Source organism: Ramlibacter sp. (genome assembly GCF_029866045.1).
Classification (GTDB): domain Bacteria; phylum Pseudomonadota; class Gammaproteobacteria; order Burkholderiales; family Burkholderiaceae_C; genus Ramlibacter.
In genome coordinates this window covers 1-18,728 of the sequence record NZ_JARXAB010000182.1, presented here as the reverse complement: position 1 = coordinate 18,728, position 18,728 = coordinate 1, and the positions used below count along the sequence as shown (strand labels likewise).

Annotated in this window: 16 protein-coding genes; 13 read left to right on the top strand and 3 right to left on the bottom strand. The window is 67.1% G+C overall.

Annotated features, from left to right (window positions below; all coding sequences use genetic code 11):
• The first annotated feature begins 45 nt into the window (after positions 1–45).
• The 8 genes from QE494_RS18435 (at position 46) to QE494_RS18400 (ending at position 8,513) form a co-directional block, all read left to right on the top strand.
• A complete protein-coding gene (locus tag QE494_RS18435; protein WP_300045989.1) occupies positions 46–1,494 on the top strand; it encodes an MmgE/PrpD family protein in 1,449 nt (482 codons plus the stop codon).
• Positions 1,491–2,783 carry a CaiB/BaiF CoA-transferase family protein gene (locus QE494_RS18430; RefSeq protein WP_300045987.1) on the top strand — a complete coding sequence of 431 codons (1,293 nt, stop codon included), beginning with the start codon at positions 1,491–1,493 and terminating at the stop codon, positions 2,781–2,783. The genes QE494_RS18435 and QE494_RS18430 overlap by 4 nt, the downstream gene beginning before the upstream one ends.
• Positions 2,783–4,024, top strand: coding sequence for a CaiB/BaiF CoA-transferase family protein (locus QE494_RS18425; protein WP_300045985.1), 1,242 nt, complete (start codon positions 2,783–2,785; stop codon positions 4,022–4,024). The genes QE494_RS18430 and QE494_RS18425 overlap by 1 nt, the downstream gene beginning before the upstream one ends.
• A gap of 34 nt (positions 4,025–4,058) precedes the next feature.
• Entirely contained in the window at positions 4,059–4,841 is a 783-nt protein-coding gene (locus QE494_RS18420) for an enoyl-CoA hydratase/isomerase family protein (RefSeq protein ID WP_300045982.1), read from the top strand.
• Between the two features lie 49 nt (positions 4,842–4,890).
• Positions 4,891–6,027, top strand: coding sequence for a thiolase family protein (locus QE494_RS18415; protein ID WP_300045979.1), 1,137 nt, complete (start codon positions 4,891–4,893; stop codon positions 6,025–6,027).
• A gap of 5 nt (positions 6,028–6,032) precedes the next feature.
• Complete coding sequence (locus tag QE494_RS18410; protein ID WP_300045976.1) at positions 6,033–6,464, top strand: Zn-ribbon domain-containing OB-fold protein; 432 nt, start codon at positions 6,033–6,035, stop codon at positions 6,462–6,464.
• Complete coding sequence (locus QE494_RS18405) at positions 6,461–7,447, top strand: D-2-hydroxyacid dehydrogenase family protein (protein WP_300045974.1); 987 nt, start codon at positions 6,461–6,463, stop codon at positions 7,445–7,447. Before QE494_RS18410 ends, QE494_RS18405 begins: the two co-directional genes overlap by 4 nt.
• A gap of 91 nt (positions 7,448–7,538) precedes the next feature.
• A complete protein-coding gene (locus QE494_RS18400; RefSeq protein ID WP_300045972.1) occupies positions 7,539–8,513 on the top strand; it encodes a tripartite tricarboxylate transporter substrate binding protein in 975 nt (324 codons plus the stop codon).
• 30 nt (positions 8,514–8,543) lie between these two features.
• Here the strand turns inward: QE494_RS18400 and QE494_RS18395 are convergent, their stop codons facing one another.
• A complete protein-coding gene (locus tag QE494_RS18395) occupies positions 8,544–9,536 on the bottom strand; it encodes a tripartite tricarboxylate transporter substrate binding protein (protein ID WP_300045970.1) in 993 nt (330 codons plus the stop codon).
• Between the two features lie 163 nt (positions 9,537–9,699).
• Here QE494_RS18395 and QE494_RS18390 point away from each other — a divergent pair, with 163 nt between their 5' ends.
• The 4 genes from QE494_RS18390 (at position 9,700) to QE494_RS18375 (ending at position 14,794) form a co-directional block, all read left to right on the top strand.
• Positions 9,700–11,109 carry a CoA transferase gene (locus tag QE494_RS18390; protein WP_300045967.1) on the top strand — a complete coding sequence of 470 codons (1,410 nt, stop codon included), beginning with the start codon at positions 9,700–9,702 and terminating at the stop codon, positions 11,107–11,109.
• Between the two features lie 246 nt (positions 11,110–11,355).
• Positions 11,356–12,711: an MmgE/PrpD family protein gene (locus QE494_RS18385; RefSeq protein WP_300045965.1), complete on the top strand. Its 1,356-nt coding sequence runs from the start codon at positions 11,356–11,358 to the stop codon at positions 12,709–12,711.
• A gap of 45 nt (positions 12,712–12,756) precedes the next feature.
• Positions 12,757–13,755 (top strand): tripartite tricarboxylate transporter substrate binding protein, encoded by a 999-nt coding sequence (locus QE494_RS18380; protein WP_300045962.1) that lies wholly within the window; start codon positions 12,757–12,759, stop codon positions 13,753–13,755.
• 127 nt (positions 13,756–13,882) lie between these two features.
• Entirely contained in the window at positions 13,883–14,794 is a 912-nt protein-coding gene (locus QE494_RS18375; RefSeq protein ID WP_300045960.1) for a hypothetical protein, read from the top strand.
• Here QE494_RS18375 and QE494_RS18370 read toward each other — a convergent pair.
• Together QE494_RS18370 and ttcA are read right to left on the bottom strand one after the other, a co-directional pair.
• Positions 14,714–15,355, bottom strand: coding sequence for a histidine phosphatase family protein (locus QE494_RS18370; protein ID WP_300045957.1), 642 nt, complete (start codon positions 15,353–15,355; stop codon positions 14,714–14,716). The genes QE494_RS18375 and QE494_RS18370 overlap by 81 nt on opposite strands.
• 65 nt (positions 15,356–15,420) lie before the next feature.
• The gene (gene ttcA / locus QE494_RS18365; RefSeq protein WP_300045954.1) at positions 15,421–16,359 is read right to left on the bottom strand and encodes a tRNA 2-thiocytidine(32) synthetase TtcA; all 939 of its coding nucleotides are present in this window, start codon (positions 16,357–16,359) and stop codon (positions 15,421–15,423) included.
• Between the two features lie 91 nt (positions 16,360–16,450).
• Here ttcA and QE494_RS18360 point away from each other — a divergent pair.
• A partial coding sequence (locus tag QE494_RS18360; RefSeq protein WP_300045951.1) for an HAD-IC family P-type ATPase occupies positions 16,451–18,728 on the top strand: 2,278 nt, incomplete at its 3' end.

Here is an 18,728-nt window from a genome sequence, read left to right as displayed (position 1 = left end):
AGTTCCGACAAGTCCGTCCCCAAGTCTTCCCGAAAGCCTTCACGTATGAGCGCTCACACCCACGGCCACGACGCCGCATCCACTCCGCTGCCCCCGGCCCTCACCGCGCATGTCGCACGGTTCGTGGTGCAGGCCAGCGCCAACCAATTTCCGGCCGACGCACTCGACAAGGCGCGCAAGGTCATTGCCGATACCTTTGCGGTGATTCTCTCGGGCGCCGACAGCGAAGTGACCGAGCCCTTGATGCGCTACCTGGCGCTCGAGAGCGGCGGACACTCGCCCATCTTGGGCACCGACCGCGCCGCCTCGCCGGAGACGGCTGCCCTGATTAACGGCACCTTTGGACACGCACTCGACTTTGACGATGTGCTCTCGATGATGCCGGCGCACCCCAGCGCGATCATCGTGGCCTCTCTGATCGCCGACCTGAGCGCGCACCCGCTCACCGGTGCCGAGTTCATCGAGGCCTATGTGGTGGGCATCGAGGCCGGCGCCCGCATCGCCCAGGGCATCACGGTCGGTCACTACCAGCGAGGTTTTCACGGCACCGGTACGCTGGGCATGTTCTCGGCTCTCACCGCTCTGGCCAAGGCCTGGAAGCTCGATGAAGAGCACACCCGGGTGGCCATTGGCATCGCCTCCTCGATGGCCAGCGGCGTGCGGCGCAATTTCGGCACCATGACCAAGCCCCTGCACACCGGCCTGGCCGCGCGCAATGCCGTGCAGGCCCTGCGGTTGGCGCTGTCTGGCTTCGAAGCGACGCAGGACGCGCTGGAGGCCAAGTCGGGCTTTTTTGCCTCGTATGGCGTACCGGGCTCCAACCCCCAGGTTGCCATCGACGCGCTTGAGTCCGCGGCCTGGGTCATCAGCGACCCGGGTATCGCGCTCAAGAAGTTTGCTTGCTGCTATGCCTCGCACCGGGCCATGGATGCAGTGATTCGCCTGCGCGAGGAGCTGGGCGCCAGCGCCGAAGATGTTGCTCGCCTGACCTGCCGCATGCCGCCCGGCGGGATGCTGGTACTGACCTATCCGCGTCCGGTCACTGGCCTGGAGGGCAAGTTCAGCCTGCACTATCCGCTGGCAGCGGGCCTGCTGGATGGACGCTACACCCTTTGGTCCTTCACCGACGAAGCGGTGAACCGCCCCGACATCGCGGCGCTCTATGACCGCATTGACGCGCGCGAGGACGAGTCCTGCCGCGACCTGGAAGACCCCCAATACGAAAGCCGCAGCTCCGGCAGCCGGGGCTGGGTGACGGTGGACATGGAACTGCGCGATGGGCGCCGCGCGTCGCTGCGCGTGGACAAGGCACCCGGCCACCCGTCACGGGAACTTGATTGGGCGGCGATCGAAGCCAAGTTCGCCGATTGCGCACAGGCCGCTCGCCTGGCGCCTGGCGTGGCCGATCAGGCACTGGCCCAACTGCACGCGCTCGAGACCTGCCCTGACGTGGCGCAGCTGGTGAACATCCTTCACCACGGGGGACGTGCATGACAGGCGCCTCTATTCCCGTCGCGGGGGCCGTCCCTGCCGCCGCCCAGTCCGGAACGCCCCAGGCACTGACCGGTCTGCGCGTGATCGAGCTGGCCAGTCCTCTCACGCACTACTGCGGCAAGATGTTTGCCGAACTGGGCGCCGAGGTCATTCTCGTAGAGCCCCCCGGCGGCAGCGCCACCCGCAGCGCGGGCCCGCACATTGGCGGCAGGCCTGGCAGCACCGGTGGCGCGTCGCACAGCCTGTCGTTCAGCTATCTCAACACCAGCAAGCGCAGCATCACCCTCGACTGGCGCAAGCCAGAGGGCGCCCGTTTGCTTCGTGAGCTGGTGGCTGGCAGCGACCTGTTTCTCGAGGCCGAAAAACCAGGCCGCCTGGTGGCTGCCGGTTGTGGCTGGGAGACGCTGTCGGCGGCGCACCCCACCCTCGTCATGACCAGCGTGACCGGCTTTGGCCAGACTGGCCCCTACGCGGACGATGAGGCCGATGACCTCACCGGCATCGCCTCTGGCGGGTTTCTGTACCTCGGTGGCTACCCGGACAGCGCCCCTGTCGGTGCTTGTGGCGAGCAGGGCTACGCCGGTGCGTCGATGTTCGGTGCAGTGGCTTCGATGCTTGCACTGACCCGGGCCGAGCTCCAGGGCCAGGGCGACCATGTGGACGTCTCGATGCAGGAATGCATGGTGCTGGCGATGGAAAACGCGGTCCAGTTCTACGACCTCGAGAATACGGTTCGCAAGCGCACCGCAGGCCAGCAGCGTTTCGCCGGTACGGGCGTTTATCCCTGCGCCGACGGCCACGTCTACATGATGGCTGGCGGGATTGGCGCCAACCGCTTCTGGGGGCTCACCCTGGAGTGGCTCGCCGAGGAGGGCGTGGCCGGGCGCGACCGCCTGCTGGGGGAGGAGTGGACGCGCACCGAGTATCTGCAGTCCGATGAGGCCAAGCAAATTTTTATGGAGGTCTTTGGCGCCTGGGCCCTGACCCAGCCCAAGGCCCGGCTCTACGCAGAGGGTCAGCGCCGCCATGTGCCGGTCGCTGCCATCCAGACGCCGGCCGATCTGGCGGTGAGCCGGCAGCTCGAGGCCCGCGGCTACTTCGTCGAGGTGGCCCACCCCGCTACCCCTCAGCCACTGCGGATGCCAGGCGCGCCGTATCGACTGGCCCTCACGCCTTGGCAGCTGCGCCACCCGGCGCCCGCGCTCGGCCAGGACAGTGCGCAGGTCTATGCGGCTCTGGGCGTGGACGCTACGCGGCGCGCGCAACTGGCCAGTGAAGGAGTGATTTGATGACCGTCTCAAGCCAAAGCGCCGCCGCCCAGCCCCTGGCGGGCATCCGCGTCACCGACTTCACCTGGATTGGCGCGGGCTCCTACACCACCAAGATGCTGGCCGACTCGGGCGCCGACGTGGTGAAGATCGAAAGCGCAGACCGCATCGATTCGCTGCGCCTGGCAGCGCCCTACAAGGACGGCATCAAGGGCGTGAACCGTAGCGGCTATTTTGCCGACCGCAACTCCAGCAAGCGCAGCCTCACCCTCAACATGAAGCATCCGCGTGCGATCGAACTCGTCTCGCGCCTGATCGTGCAAAGCGATGTGATCGCCAACAACTTCACCCCTGGCGTGATGGACCGCTTCGGCCTGGGCTACGAGGCGGTGCGTCGTATCAAGCCCGACATCATTTATCTGGCGATGTCGATGCAAGGCGCCACCGGGCCGGAGAGCGGCTACCTCGGCTATGGCGCCACGATGGCCGCGGTCACCGGTATCCAGCACCTCACCGGCTTGCCCGGGCGCGAGCCAGCAGGCACAGGCACCAACTACCCTGACCACCTGCCCAATCCCTGCCATGCGACCTTTGCGGTACTCGCCGCCTTGCGGCACCGGCGCCGTACCGGCCAGGGTCAGTACATCGACATGGCCCAGACCGAGCCGACCATTGCCCTGCTCGGTCCGCAGGTGATGGACTACACCGTCAATGGCATCAACGCCGGCCCGCGCGGCAACGCCAGTTCGGACGATGCTGCGCCCTATGGGGCCTACCCTTGCGCCGGGGAAGACCGCTGGATCGCGCTGGGCGTTCACGATGACGGCCAGTGGGCCCGACTCGTCGAGGCACTGGGCCGCCCGGATTGGGCCACGCAGGCCGCGTTTGCGAGCGCCGAGGGACGCCGTGCGCACCGCGCTGACCTCGATGCACTTCTGGCGAAGCAGACAGCCGGCTTTGATACGAGCGCGCTGGCGCAGACTCTGCAGGCTGCCGGTATCCCCGCCGCCCGTGTGAGCACCGCCGCCGACGTGATCGAGGACCCTCAACTGGCTCACCGTGGCCATTGGCTCACCCTCGACCACCCCGAAATGGGCCCCTCGCTTTACAACGCGCAGCCCTTTCGGATGAAGCACGCGCCGCCTGGCGGGCGACGCCCCGCGCCTTTGCTGGGCCAGCACACCCACGAGGTCTGCCGCGATTTGTTGGGACTGTCACCGGACGACATCGACGCCCTCGCGGCCGATGGCGCGCTGACCTGATGACAACACACCATTTCAAGAACGGGAGTGCCTGATGGCCAGCGTTGAATTCACCGTGAAGGACTTTGTTGCGACCGTGGTCCTGAACCGCCCGGAGGCGATGAACTCGGTCGACCCGCAGATGCGGCTCGAGCTCTTCGCCGTCTGGGATCGCATTCGCACCGATCCGTCCATTCGCGTGGCCATCATCACAGGGGCAGGCGACCGGGCCTTTTGCACTGGCTCGGACTTGAAAAAGACCCCGCCGCCGCAGGAGACCCCCGCGCAGCAGATCTACGGTGACGTGCCAGGCTCGGGCTCGCTGATCTCCAACCTGCGTACGGACAAGCCCATGATTGCCGCCGTGAACGGCTATTGCATGGGGGGTGGTATGGAACTCGCGCTGGCCTGTGACATCCGGATTTGCTCGAGCAACGCCCAGTTCGCACTCTCGGAAGTGCGCGTGGGCAGCATGCCTGGCGCGGGAGGCACCGTTCGACTCCCTCGCTTCATTGGCCGATCCGATGCGATGCTGATGCTGCTCACGGGCGACCGGGTGGATGCGACCGAGGCCCATCGCATCGGTCTGGTCAGTCGGGTCTGCGAGCCGGCTGATTTGGTGCAGGCCGCCACCGATATCGCGGCGCGAATTGCTGCCAACGCACCACTGTCGGTGCGGGCGGTCAAGCGCATGGTGGTGCAGGGCCAGGACATGCCCATGGACACCGCGATGGACGCCGAACGCAACGCCTTCGGCCTTCTTTACCAAAGCGAAGACCGGCTAGAGGGCCGCAAGGCCTTTGCCGAAAAGCGCCCCCCCCAGTTCAAGGGCCGCTGAGCCCCTCTCGTTTCCTTTCATCATTGCCTTCGAGACCCCTATGCATCCCATGAGAGACAAGATCGCCGTCGCCGGCGTGGGCGCCAGCCCGCAGGGCAAGTTCCCTGGCGCCACGCCCATCACCCTGGCCACCACTGCCTTCAAGCGCGCGCTCGACGACTGTGGCCTGAAGAAAGAGCAGATCGACGGCATCCTGACCATGCCCGGCACCACCTCGCCCGAAGGCGCGCTCAATTACCTGCGTTTTGGTGAAGCGGTGGGTATCAACCCGCGCTACACCGGCAGCAAGAACATGGGCGGTGGCACGGCCGGCGCCTTGCTCCACGAGGCGGCGATGGCGGTGCATTGCGGCTTTGCCAATTACGTGGCCTGCGTCTTTGGCGATACCGCCGCGACGGGCGGCAACAAGTTCAACCGCGCCTCCGGCTGGGGCGACTCCTGGGGCATCTGGGGTTTCATGGCGGCCGCTGCCAACAGTGCCATCACCGCCTCGCGCCATATGGCGCTGTACGGCACCACCAGCCGCCAGCTTGGTGAGATTGCGGTGGCTTGCCGGCGCCATGCCTCGATGAACCCCGAGGCGGTCATGCGTACCCCGATCACCATCGAGGACCACCAGGCCTCGCGCTTCATCGTCGAACCGCTGCACCTGCTGGACTGCTGTCTCATCTCCGATGGCGCTGTGTGCGTGATCGTCACCAGTGCCGAGCGCGCCAAGGACCTGCGCCAGCCGCTGGTCACCATCGCCGGCATGGGCCAGGCCTACACCACCGAGAACATGGAGCGTGAAGACTGGTGGTACGTGCCACACCAGAAGATGGCGGTGGCCGACGCCTACGCGATGGCCGGCGTGGGCCCGCGTGACATCGACGTCGCCCAGCTCTATGACAATTTCACCAGCAGCGTGCTGGTGTGGTTCGAGCACGCCGGTTTTTGCAAGGTTGGTGAAGCGGGCTCCTTCGTTGAGGGGGGCCGCATCCAACTCGGGGGTGAGTTGCCGATCAACACCGCGGGCGGCAACCTGTCCGAGTCGTACATGGAAGGCTGGTTGCATTTGGTGGAAGGCGTGCGCCAGGTGCGAGGGCAGTGCGGCGAGCGTCAGGTTCAGGGCGCGGAAGTCTGCCTCGTGACCGGTCGAGGCCAGGCGCTCAACTGCGCTAATGCCACCATCCTGAAAAAGGGTTGAGACAAATGACCACGACTGCTGAATACACCAAGCCCCTGCCCACGCTCACCGACGACAACCGACCCTTCTGGGATGCGTGCCGCGACAAGCGCCTGTCGATGCAGCAATGCGACGGCTGCGGCCATATCCGCTTTCCGATCAACCACATCTGCCCTCGCTGCCTGTCCGAGAAGTTTCACTGGCAAACCTTGAGTGGCCGGGGCACGGTGTTCTCGTACATCGTGTTCCACCAGGTCTATAACAAGGCCTTCGCTCAGGACGTGCCCTACAACGTCGCCCTGGTCCAACTGGAGGAGGGCCCCCGTCTGTACAGCAACGTCGTCGGCGTGCCCAATGACGCCGTCAAGGTGGGGGATTCTCTAGAGGTGGTCTTCGACGCCGTCACGCCCGAGATCACGCTGCCGCGCTTTCGGCTCGCAGGCCAGGCCTCCGAATGACGCGCACGAGACCTCGTGTGGCCATCCTGGACGACTACCAGGGCATTGCGATGTCCATGGCGGACTGGGGACCGGCGCGCGCGCGCTGCGACCTGGTGGTGTTTGACCGCCACCTGGAGGAAGAAGAGGCGGTGCAGGCGCTGGCTGACTTTGACGGCGTGTGCCTGCTGCGCGAACGCATGGCGTTTCCAGCCACACTGATCGCGCGGTTGCCGAAGCTGAAGTTCATCGGCATCACTGGCGTGCAAAACCGTACGCTGGGGCTGCAGGCTGCGCTGGACCGCGGCATTGTGGTTTCGCACACGGTGCGCCGCGGCGATGGCTTGGGCGCCACCGCCGAATTGTCCTGGGGCCTGATCCTGGCGCTGGCGCGTAATTTGCCGCGTGAGTTTGGCAATATGCGCGAAGGCCGATGGCAGACGAGTTACGGCATGTCGCTGGGCGGACGCACACTGGGCTTGCTGGGTCTGGGGCGGCTCGGGCGGCTCATGGTGCCAGTGGGCAAGGCCTTTGGCATGCGGGTCATTGCCTGGAGCCAGAACCTGACTGAAGAAGCCGCGCGCGAAGCCGGCTGCGAGCGGGTTGACAAGCACACCTTGTTTGCCCAGAGCGATTTTGTGAGCCTGCACCAAGTGCTCTCCGAACGTAGCCGTCATATCGTGGGCGAAGCCGAGATTGCCGCCATGAAGCCGAGCGCCTACATCATCAACACCTCGCGTGGCCCCCTGATTGACCGCGCCGCGCTCATTCGGGCGCTGCGTGAACGCCGCATCGCCGGTGCAGGGCTGGACACCTATGACGTCGAGCCCCTGCCGGCTGATGACGACCTTCGCACCCTAGACAACGTCGCGCTCACGCCGCATCTGGGCTACACCGTCGGTGAACTGCTGCGCCCCTTCTACGAGGACACCGCCGAGAACCTGGTGGCCTATCTCGCGGGGGCCCCCATTCGCTTGCTCACAGTGGACGCACGACCCCATTGACCCGCGCGGCACATCTCGCCGCTCTTACCGCAACCAGGCCGTAGGGCCTTTCACGACCGCGGCTTTTTACGCCGCGACATAAGGAGACAGCATGCAAAGACGTCATGTATTGGGCACCCTGGCCGCCACCGTGGCAGGTGCCACCACCCCCTGGGCGCAGGCCCAGGACGCTTACCCGAGCAAGCCGATTCGGCTGATCGTGCCGCTGGCGCCCGGCGGGGGTACCGATATTGTTTCCCGTCTGGTGGCGCAGGAGATGACGCGCCAGTTGGGCGCCTCGGTGGTGGTCGACAACGTCGCCGGTGGCAGTACCACCATCGCGACCTCGACGGTGGTGCGGGCCGCACCCGACGGTTACACCTTGCTCACGGGTACGCCGTCCATGGCGATCAACGTCGGCCTGCGGCGCGACCTCAAATACGATGTGCAGAAAGACCTGCAGCCCATTTCGCTCCTGAGCAGCGTTCCCTATGTGCTGGTGGGCGGCCCCTCGCTCAAGGTGCGCACCCTGGGTGAACTGCTCGAGTTGGCCAAGGCCAAGCCTGGCGTGCTGACCTTCGGCTCGCCCGGTATTGGCAGTGGCGGCCATCTCGCGGCTGAATTGATGCAGATGCTCACCGGCGTCAAGCTCATGCACATTCCCTACAAAGGTTCTGGGCCCGCTCTCAACGATTTGCGCAGCGGTCAAATCGATCTGCTGTTTGCCACCTCACCCGCGGCCACGCCGTTGATCGAAATGCGCGCCGTCACCGGGTTCGCCGTGTCTTCATTGCGTCGCATGCGCACCCTCCCGCAAATCCCGACCCTCGCCGAGGCCGGCGTGCCCGGATACGAGTCGGCTTCCTGGTACGGTGTCTTTGCGCCTGCCCGCACCCCCAAGGCGGTGATCGCCAAGCTGCAGGGAGCGATCCACGCCTCCTTGCGTGTGCCCAGTGTCACGGAAGCGATCCGCACAGACGGTGGCGAGCCGGCACCTACGACCCCTGAGGAGTTGCAGGCCTACGTCGCCAACGAGATCACGAAGTGGACGGCCGTGATCGAGAAGGCGGGCATCAAGGGCATCTGAGCGCGCTGCGATCGCCAGTCAGCGGCCAGGTCACTCCACGGTGATCTTGGCCTTTTCCACGATGCGCGCCGTCGAGGCAATGTCGCGCTCGAGGAAGCTGATGAAATCAGCGCGGCTACCGGGCAGGGTGTTAGCGCCCTGGGCGACCATCTGCGCTTTGAGGTCCGGATCGGCCAGCGCCGCCTGCACAGACTGGTGCAGCATCGCCACGATATCCGGCGGCGTGGCGGCCGGGGCCATGAGCCCGATCCAGGAGGTTTCGCGAAAGCCTGCCAGGCCCGACTCCGAAAGCGTGGGAATCGACGGATCCACGTCCGAGCGCTTTTCGCTGGTGACGGCCAGCGCGCGCAGCTTGCCCGACTTCACATGCGGCATCACGCTGGGCATGGTGCCGAAGTACATCGCCACTTGGCCAGAGATCACATCCACCGCCGCCTGGCTTCCGCCCTTGTAGGGGACGTGAACCGTGTCGACGCCAGCCATGCTGTTGAACAACTCGCCCGCAATGTGCGTGCTGCCGCCGGTGCCGGCCGAGGCGTAGCTGAAGGCGCCGGGTTTGGCCTTGACCAGGGCGATGAACTCGGCCACGGTCTTGGCGGGCACCTGCGCATTGATCACCAGCACATTGGGCACCTCTGCGAGCAAGGCGATCGGCACCAGGTCGCGTCGGATATCGATTGGCTGCTTCTTGGGAAGAGCGGCGTTGATCGCGTTGGCCCGGCTGGCCGCGAACAGCGTGTAGCCATCAGGCGCCGACCGTGCCACCGCTTCGGCGGCGATGTTGGTCGCGCCCCCGGGACGGTTCTCCACCACCGCGGATTGTCCCCACGCATTGCCCATTTTCTGGGTCACCAGGCGCGACACGAAGTCCACCGTGCCACCGGCTGCATAGGGCACCAGCACCCGCCAAGACTTGTTGGGAAAGCGGGCGCTTTGCGCGCCGGCCAGGCCGGGAACGATGAGGGTGGACGCGAGGGCGGCGGCACTGCGCAAGGTGTCGCGGCGGGTGAGGATGACGGGCATGGTGAACTCCAGCTTCTGGGATGAGGAGTCACTCTACTGAGCAATGGTCAAAACGGATCACAAGCTCTTGCGAAAACGTTCCATCTTTTGGGAAACGCGCAGACCCCTGCCGACTTTCAGGAAGAATCAGTCTTGTGCCTTCCCATGAAACGAGCCGCCCGCGATGACGTCCGCCACTGCCCCTGACTCCACCCGCCTGATCGAAGACTTGCTCTCTTGCGCGGGCCTGCCAGCTGCGGCGGCCCGCCAGGCCGAGGTGCGCGGGGTCGACCCGGTGTTTCCCACCCGATTGAGGGTTGCCCAAACGGGTGCTTGCTCGATCGCCGCATCCGCGCTGGCGGCGGCCCACCTGCACACCTTGCGCGGTGGTGCGCCGCAGCGGATGCATATCCATGCGGCGATGGCCGCTGCCGCGATGCGCAGCAACCAATACCTGCGCATCGACCATGCCAAGCCGCCACGCCCGACCGACAAGATCACGGGCTTTTATCCGGTGCAGGGCGGTCGCTGGATCTTCATGCATTCGAATTTCGCCAATTTGCGCGCGCGCAATCTGGGCGTGCTCGGCCTGCCGGCAGACAGCAGCACGGCGGAGGAGGTGGCGCGTGAAACGGCCCGATGGGACGGCGTGCAACTCGAGACCCGTATCCATGAAACGGGTGGCTGCGGTGCCTTCGTGCGCAGTCGCGAGGAGTGGCTGGCCCTCGCGCAGGCCCAGGCCGTTCGCATCGAACCGATACTGGAGGTCACACGCATCGGCGACGCGCCGCCGCTGCCGCTGGCTGCGGCAGACCGGCCTCTGGCGGGGGTTCGCGTTCTTGATTTGACCCGCGTGCTGGCTGGCCCGACCTGTGGGCGCGCGCTGGCCGAACAAGGCGCGCAGGTGATGCGCCTCTCTCGCGCCGATCTGCCCGACTCGGGCATGTTCGACCTGGACACTGGCCTGGGCAAGCTCAACGCCTTTCTTGATCTGCGCGAGCCCGATGGCCAGCAGGCCATGCAGGACTTGTTGCAGACCACCGACGTCTTCCTGCAGTCCTACCGTCCCGGCGCGCTCGATGCGCGCGGCTTGTCGCCACGGGACCTGGCGCGCATCCGCCCCGGCATGGTCTACGTCACCCTCGACGCCTGGGGCTTCACCAGCGACTGGAAGCACAGACGCGGCTATGACACCGTGGTCCAGTCCGCCAATGGAATGGCCTGGCGGGAGGATGGCCAGAAGCCGCAGTTCCTGCCCGTCTCGGCGCAGGACTACATCGCTGGCTATCTGCTGGCCCTGGGGGCCACGGCCGCCTTGTCGCGCCGCCACACGGAAGGCGGCAGCTGGCAGGTGCGCGTCTCGCTTGCGCGCTGCGGCGAGTGGGTCTACGACCAAGGCCTGGTACCCCAAGACGCGATGGGCGCGGCGCGGACCGAACTCGACCCTGAGCAATTGGCCGGTTACCTGATGGACTCGCCCTCGCCGGCGGGGCTGCTCACCCACCTGGCGCCCGCCGCGGTGATGACGGGAACCCCGGGGCGCTGGGACCTGCCTGCCGTGCCCCTGGGCACGCACGCACCCCGCTGGCCCTGAGGCGACGCGCACTCCCACGCCCACACTCCCACGCCCGCAATCCTCCCCCCCCCCGCGTGCCTGGGGCCCTCTGGCGTCTGGAACGCCCGAATTCCCACTTCATGGAACAAAACTTCCCTGGCCTGGTTTCCGTCCGCCACCGATCCCGCTAGATTTGTTCTAGCCCTCGCGCGCCCTCTCGGCCTGCGGGCAAGTAGGCAACGGCGGTACGGCGCATGCCGACCCGTCGCCAAGCGGAGACCCTGAGTGGAGACAGAGACCCTTGCGCGCTTCGTCGCGCAGACCCGGCACGAAGACATCCCGCCAGAGGCGCGGCGCAAGGCCAGGCATGCGCTGGTCGACACGCTGGGCGTGGCGCTGGCAGGGCACCGCGAGAGCGTGAGTCAACTTGCCCTGCGCTGGGTGGAGGATGTGGGTGCTAGGCCCCAGGCCACGCTCTGGGGGCATGGCCACGGCACCTCGGCGGCGGAGGCGGCGTTTGCCAACGCGGTGAGCGCCCACGCCCTGGACTTCGACGACAGCCTGCCGACCCTGCGCGGCCACCCCAGTGCCACCCTGCTCGCAGCCGCATTGGCGGTGGGGGAGGCCGTCAAGGCGTCGGGCTCCGAACTCGTGACCGCCTACGCCCTGGGTCTGGAAGTGGCGGGCAAGCTCGGGCGCGCGCTGGGGGACGACCATTACCTGCGCGGTTGGCACACCTCGTCGACCGTCGGCGTGTTTTCATGTGCGGCAGCGGCGGCCCGGCTCTGGAAGCTCGATACCGAGGCTACCCGCGCCGCTTTCGGTTTGGCAGCCTCGCAGATGGCGGGTCTGGTGAGCAACTTCGGCACCATGAGTAAGCCGTTTCACATGGGCCAGGCCGCGCACGCCGGTGTGCGCGCCGCGTGGCTGGCGCGCGAGGGTTTCAGCGCCAATCCGTCGGTTTTCGAAGCACCGGGCGGCGTCATCGCGGTGTACGGCGGCCCCGATGGTGAGAGCTTGGACGCCCTGGTGTCACGCCTGGGCGCGCCCTGGGAGCTTCTCGCCCCTGGCATTAACGTCAAGCGCTGGCCCTGCTGCTACGCCAGTCACCGGCCTCTTTCGGCCTTCCTGGCGATCAAGGAGGCCCATGGCCTGAACGCTGGCGACATTGAGTCGGTCGATGTGGGCTTTGTGCCCGGCAACGACGCAGCCCTCATCAGCCGCTCACCCGACACGGGCCTGGCGGCCAAGTTCAGCGTCGAATACGCAGTGGCGGCGGCGGTGATCGATGGCCGGGTGTCCATGGAAAGCTTTACCGACGCGCGCGTGCAGCGCCCCGCCGTCCGTGAGCTGATGGCCCGCGTGCATCGCCACGAAATTGCAGCCAGCGAACTCGCGTTTCCGGCACAGATCTTTGCCACCGTGTCGGTGCGCACTGCACGCGGTGTGTTTCAGGCGCGCGCTGACCACGCGCCCGGGTCCACCGAGTTGGGGATGACCGATGCCGACCGGCGCGAGAAGTTCCTGGAGTGCACCGAGGCCCTGATGGACGAGGCCAGCGCGCTGACGCTGATGAACTCCATCGACCACTGCGAAACCCTGCCAGACATCAGCGCACTGGTGCAGGCCCTCAAGGTCTAGCCACGCGCCTGCCCACCCCCCCTTTCGATCACAAGGAGACCCCTCATGTCACTGACCCGCAGACATTTCCATCAGAGTGGCCTGGCCCTGGCCGCAGCCGCCATCAGCCCGTCTTTGCTCGCCCAGGCGCGGGACGCCGCTGCTTTCCCCAACCGGCCCATCAAGCTCATGATTCCTTTTGCGCCCGGCGGTGGCACCGACATCGTCGGCCGCGCCGTCGGTGAAAAGCTGTCGCAGGCGCTGGGCCAGTCGGTCGTTGTGGAAAACAGGGCCGGCGCCAATGGCACGATCGGTGCGAACCTGGTCGCGCGCTCGCCCGCCGACGGTCACACGCTGTGCATGTTCACCGCCAGCCACTCGGTGAACGTGTCGCTGCAGGGTGCCAAGCTCCCCTACAACCTGCTGCGTGATTTCGCGCCCATTATTCACTTCGCCAGCCAGCCTTACATCCTGGTGGTCAAGCCTTCCTTGCCGGTGAAGACCGTCAAGGAATTTCTGGCCCTGTCCAAGACCAAGCCCGGCGGTCTCAACTACGGATCGTCTGGCGTGGGCGGGCTGATTCATCTGGCCTCTGAACTGCTGGCCAATACCACCGGCACCAAGTTCACCCATGTGCCCTACAAGGGCGGCGCGGAAGCCATGGCCGATGTGGTGAGCGGCAACGTCGATTTCATGATCACCAGCTACAACCAGGCCAAGCCCTTCATCGACGGCGGGCAGCTGCGCCTGCTGGCGGTGACCACGCGTGAGCGCTCAGCCGCCATGCCCAAGACGCCCACCCTGCAAGAAGAGGGCGTGGCTGGCTACGACGTGGTGTCCTGGTACGGCTTTGCCGCACCGGCGGGCACGCCCGAGCCGATCATGACCCGCCTTAACACCACCTTGAACCAGGCCCTCAAGGCCAAGGACATGAGCGACAAGCTGGTGGCCGACGGCGCCTATCCCATTGGCGGGAGCGGCGCCAACTTCGCAGCCTTCATGGCCGCCGAAGTGAAGAAGTGGGACAAGCTGATCAGTGACACCGGCATCCAGGTCGGCGGCTGAGCTTCTGAGCCTCGGGGGACTGCCGCGCGTCATCGAACGGAAGGCTTGGAGCGGTCTTCCGTTCCCAGAATCGCTGCGCGCCGTGTGAGGCTTGGCATTTCGCCGGGCCGCGTGCGCTGGAGCGACCATGCTGACCCTTCACGCGAGCCATACCCCCGCTCGTCTTCCCGCCTCTCCCCCGGTTCCGGCCCGCCAGCCATTGGCGGAGCCGCAGATCAAGCAGCTGCGCGAGCAGAAGTCGGCCGGCCCTGAGGTGGCGTCCCTGCTCAAGCCTGCCGCCCGGCCCCAGCCCCGCCCTTCCGAGCACTGGGTACCAGCGCGGCCCGGACTGGCCGCTCGGGTTCGCGCCTCCCTCTACCCTCTCGCCGCGGGATGGCGCGAGCGGCAGGCGGATTCGATGCGCAGCTACCTTCGGCTGGCCAGCCAGCGCCGCAGCCCGGGCGTGGACGCCCTGTTTGCTGAGCAGCGCGCCCTTTGGCAGGCCCACCCCTCGGACCAGCTCCGCTCGCTCATGGACCCGTACCGTCGTTTGCTGGCCAACCACGGCTTGGCCGTGCCCGCCGCGGCGTCCAGGGCGCCCTCGCTCATAGGTTCACCCCAAGGCGCCCGACGCATGGATGCCCAGACGCTTGACCGCTTGCTGGGCTTTTTCACTGAGGAGCAGCATGCGGTGGAGTCCCTCGCCAACGAGTTGGCCAAGACCGAACTGGCGTCCACCGCAAGCCACTGGGCTCGGGCCTTGGACGAGATTCGTGTTTGGGTGAAGGCTGAGTACGTCGAATGCGTGTCGCAGTCGCCGGGTGGGCCCTCGCCCGTTGCAGGCCCTGCGCAGAGCACCGCCCCCTCGCTGAGCGCCACGGATTGGCCGAGCGCCACGCCGTCACTGTTGGCGCCCACTGTCTCGGCGCCCATGATCTTGCCACCCGTTCTTAAAGCTGCCGGCCCTGGCGCTTTGACCTCAGGCGCTGCCCTCGTCCCGAGCCGTCACCTCGAGGTGCCCGGTGTCCGACCAGCCGATCATCGCCAGGCCCTCGGGTGACCACAGCAGTCGGTTGATCGCCGCATTGGGCAGCTTCCAGGTGCGAGGCGCGTCGAGCGCCTGCCGGGTGGCCAGCCGGTAGATCGCATCGAGCACGCCGCCATGGGCCACCAGCACGATCAGCTCGCCCGGGTGGCGAGCGGCGATGCGCTGCACGGTCTCGGCCACCCGCTCGCGTACCAGGAGCAGGGACTCCCCGCCCTCGGGTGGCACCCACTCTGGCACGCGTCGTCGCCACTGGCTTGCCTGCTCGGGCCAGGCCTGCTCGATTTCCTGGAAGGTTTTTCCCTCGAACAGACCGAAGCCCCGTTCGCGCAGGCCCAGCTCCGGCTGCAGGGGGGCGCCCGTGGCCTCGGCGATGCGCTGGGCGGTGTGCCAGGCCCGCTGCAAGTCGCTGGCGTAGACCGCCGTCACCGGTTCCGCGGCCAAGGCCTGGCCCACCTGCCGGGCCTGCCAGTGGCCGTGGTCGTTGAGGCCAATGTCGAGCTGGCCCTGGATTCGGGCGTCGACGTTCCAGGCCGTCTCTCCGTGGCGCACGGCGATGATGCGGGTGACTTCCATGTTCCAAATTCTAGGTGGGGAGCCTCGGCCATTGGCGAGACGCTCGTCGCCGCTCGTCGCCAGCCTCAGAGCTGCACGATCTGCAGGCCCGGAAGCCCGGACGGGCCGGGTGGGGATTCGAACTCGTCATGGTCGAAGGCCTTGTCGCCGTCGGGATCCGCAACGCCGGTGGCGCGCAGACCCTGGAAGTCGAAGTGTGCGGGATCGGCCAAGTGAGAGGGCACCAGGTTTTGTAGCGCCGAGAACATGTTGTCGAGTCGACCCGGGTACTTCTTTTCCCATTCGCGCAGCATGTTGCCCACCTGCTTGCGCTGCAAGTTCTCCTGGCTGCCGCACAGGGTGCAGGGGATGATGGGAAATTCACGGTGCGTGGCCCAGCGCTCGAGGTCGCGCTCGGCGGCGTAGGCCAGCGGCCGGATCACGATGTGACGGCCGTCGTCGCTCACCAGCTTGGGTGGCATGCCCTTGAGCTTGCCGCCGAAGAACATGTTGAGAAACAGGGTCTGCAGGATGTCGTCGCGGTGGTGGCCCAGGGCAATCTTGGTCGCGCCCAGCTCGTCGGCCACCCGGTACAGGATGCCCCGGCGCAGCCGCGAGCACAGGCTGCACATCGTCTTGCCCTCGGGGATCTTGTCCTTGACGATGGAGTAGGTGTCCTGCTCCTCAATGTGGAAAGGGACGCCCAGCTTCGTGAGGTAGGCCGGCAAGATGTCAGCAGGAAAGCCGGGCTGCTTCTGGTCGAGGTTGACCGCGATGATGTCGAAGTGCACCGGCGCGCGCTGCTGCATTTTGAGCAGGATGTCGAGCAGGCTGTAGCTGTCTTTTCCGCCGGAGAGGCAGACCATGACCTTGTCGCCCTCTTCGATCATCCGAAAGTCGGCGATGGCCTGTCCCATCACGCGGCACAGGCGCTTCTCGAGCTTGTGCGTTTCTCGCTCGATCTTGGCTCGGGCGGTGGAGGAGTAGGGGGAGGGGGCGTCGGTGTCGACCCAGGCGGCGCTCATGCACAGATTGTCTCATCGTGTCAGGTTCCGCGTGCTCCCGGCGTCTGCGAGCCCCCTGCGCAGGGGCCCCGACGCCTATCATCGCCCGCCCATGACAGACACGATCCCGCCTCCCGGACTGAGCAGCGCCGAGGCGGCGGTTCGGCGTCTGCGCCACGGCGCCAACGTCCTCGCTGCATCCGGCCGCCGCGGTCTGCTGCGCATTGCGACGGCGGTGGCCACCGAGCCGATGTTCCTGCTGCTGCTGGTCGCGGCAGGCGTGTACCTGCTGCTGGGGGACTTGGGTGATGGCCTGCTGCTGGCGGCCTTCGCCCTTCTGAGCGTGGCGCTGGTGGTGATGCAGGAGCGGCGCAGCGAGCGGGCCCTGGAGGCCTTGCGCGACCTGGCTGCGCCCCAGGTCCGGGTGTGGCGCGACGGCCGGCTGCAGCGCCTGCCCGCCAGCGAGCTGGTACCCGGTGACTGCTTTGCCATCGCCGAGGGCGAGCGGGTCGCGGCCGACGCCTTGCTGCTGGCGTGCACTGGCCTCTCGGTAGACGAGTCCCTGCTCACCGGGGAGTCAGTGCCCGTCCTCAAGCGGGCGGCTCAGCCTCAGGAGCGCGCCGATGCCGCGGCGCGCCATGAGGCGCCGACGGGTGCCGAGGCCTCCAGCCCGAGCCCGGCTGGCGGACCGCATGACCTTGCCGCCGGCGGACCGGAGCAGCCCTGGCTGCACGCCGGAACCCTGGCGGTAGCGGGCCAGGGATTGGCCCAGGTGGTGGCGACCGGTGCAGCCACCCGCATGGGCCAGATCGGCGCTTCGCTGGCCACCATTGAGCAGGCACCCACCCCTTTGGAGGCGCAGCTTCGCAAGGTGGTGCGCGGGCTGGCCATCGGCGCATTGGGCTTGAGCCTTCTGCTGGTGCTCTGGTGGGGTCTTGCGCAGGACCAGTGGCTGCAAGGCCTGCTCTCTGGCATTGCACTGGCCATGGCCATCTTGCCGCAGGAGTTCCCCATGGCGCTGGCGGTCTTCCTGGCCTTGGGTGCCTGGCGTCTGGCCCAGGTCCAGGTGCTGGCCCGGCGGCCGGCGGTGATCGAGGCCCTGGGCGCGACCACGGTGCTGTGCGTCGACAAGACCGGCACCCTGACCGAGAACCGGATGCGGTTGCACACCCTGGTGGCGACAGGCGCCACCGATGGCGCGCCTTGTGTGATGGAGTTGCCCGCAGCGGGACCTGTCCCCGGACCGGACTGGCCGGAGCCGCTGCACCGCTTGCTGGAATTCGCCATGCTGGCGTCGCAGCGCGGCGGTGTAGAGCCGATGGACACGGCCATTCTGAGCCGCGGCGACGCCGCGCTGGCCGGTACGGAGCACCTGCACCCCGACTGGCTGCTGGCCCGCCAATACCCGCTCACCGCCGGTCTCCTGGCCTTCACCCAGGTTTGGCATGACGGCGTGGGCAATCATCGTCTGGCGGTCAAGGGCGCGCCCGAGGCGGTGATGGACCTGTGCCATGCCGACGCCGACGCCATTGCAGCCCTGCGGGCCCAGGTCGAGGCCCTGGCCGGCTGGGGTTTGCGCGTGCTGGCGGTGGCCGAGGGACAGGGCTGCCACGCGGCCGCCGAAGAGCGCCCCGAGGAACCGGTTGCGCCGCCCGACCAGGCTCACGCGTACACCTTCCGGCTGCTGGGCCTGATCGCCTTCGAGGATCCGCTGCGCGCCAGCGTGCCGGCGGCGGTGGCCCAGGCCCAGGGGGCCGGCATCGCGGTGGTGATGATCACTGGCGACTACCCGGCCACCGCCCTGGCTATCGCCGAGCAGGCGGGCATCGACACTGCGGCGGGCGCACTCACCGGCGAGGCGCTGGGCACGCTCGACGATGTGGCGCTGGCGCAGGCGGTGCGGCAGGTGAGGGTCTTCGCCCGTGTCACCCCGCAGGACAAGCTGCGTCTGGTGCGCGCCTTCCACGCCAACGGCGAGGTGGTGGCCATGACCGGTGACGGGGTCAACGACGCACCGGCGCTGAAGGCGGCGCATATCGGCATTGCCATGGGCCAGCGCGGCACCGATGTTGCCCGGGAGGCGGCCAGCGTTGTGCTGCTAGATGAGGACTTTGGCCGCATCGTCGAAGGCGTGCGGGTCGGGCGGCGCATTTTTGACAACTTGCGCAAGGTGATGACCTACATCCTGGCGATTCACGTGCCCATCGCCGGTCTGGCGCTGCTGCCGGTGCTCGTGGGGCTTCCGCCACTGCTGCTGCCGGTGCATGTGGTGATCACTGAAATGATCATCGGCCCGGTGTGCAGTCTGGCCTTTGAGAGTGCGCCCCCGGCGCCGGGGCTCATGACCCGGCCGCCCCGTGATCCGACGGTGAGCCTGCTCGATCGTGCGG

Excerpts from the sequence above, each read along its gene's own strand:
- QE494_RS18370 (WP_300045957.1), bottom strand. The coding sequence starts at position 15,355 with ATGGAAGTCACCCGCATCATCGCCGTGCGCCACGGAGAGACGGCCTGG.
- QE494_RS18390 (WP_300045967.1), top strand. The coding sequence starts at position 9,700 with ATGACGTCCGCCACTGCCCCTGACTCCACCCGCCTGATCGAAGACTTG.
- QE494_RS18435 (WP_300045989.1), top strand. The coding sequence starts at position 46 with ATGAGCGCTCACACCCACGGCCACGACGCCGCATCCACTCCGCTGCCC.
- QE494_RS18400 (WP_300045972.1), top strand. The coding sequence starts at position 7,539 with ATGCAAAGACGTCATGTATTGGGCACCCTGGCCGCCACCGTGGCAGGT.
- QE494_RS18405 (WP_300045974.1), top strand. The coding sequence starts at position 6,461 with ATGACGCGCACGAGACCTCGTGTGGCCATCCTGGACGACTACCAGGGC.
- QE494_RS18375 (WP_300045960.1), top strand. The coding sequence starts at position 13,883 with ATGCTGACCCTTCACGCGAGCCATACCCCCGCTCGTCTTCCCGCCTCT.
- QE494_RS18410 (WP_300045976.1), top strand. The coding sequence starts at position 6,033 with ATGACCACGACTGCTGAATACACCAAGCCCCTGCCCACGCTCACCGAC.
- QE494_RS18395 (WP_300045970.1), bottom strand. The coding sequence starts at position 9,536 with ATGCCCGTCATCCTCACCCGCCGCGACACCTTGCGCAGTGCCGCCGCC.
- QE494_RS18415 (WP_300045979.1), top strand. The coding sequence starts at position 4,891 with ATGAGAGACAAGATCGCCGTCGCCGGCGTGGGCGCCAGCCCGCAGGGC.
- QE494_RS18425 (WP_300045985.1), top strand. The coding sequence starts at position 2,783 with ATGACCGTCTCAAGCCAAAGCGCCGCCGCCCAGCCCCTGGCGGGCATC.
- ttcA (WP_300045954.1), bottom strand. The coding sequence starts at position 16,359 with ATGAGCGCCGCCTGGGTCGACACCGACGCCCCCTCCCCCTACTCCTCC.
- QE494_RS18380 (WP_300045962.1), top strand. The coding sequence starts at position 12,757 with ATGTCACTGACCCGCAGACATTTCCATCAGAGTGGCCTGGCCCTGGCC.
- QE494_RS18420 (WP_300045982.1), top strand. The coding sequence starts at position 4,059 with ATGGCCAGCGTTGAATTCACCGTGAAGGACTTTGTTGCGACCGTGGTC.
- QE494_RS18430 (WP_300045987.1), top strand. The coding sequence starts at position 1,491 with ATGACAGGCGCCTCTATTCCCGTCGCGGGGGCCGTCCCTGCCGCCGCC.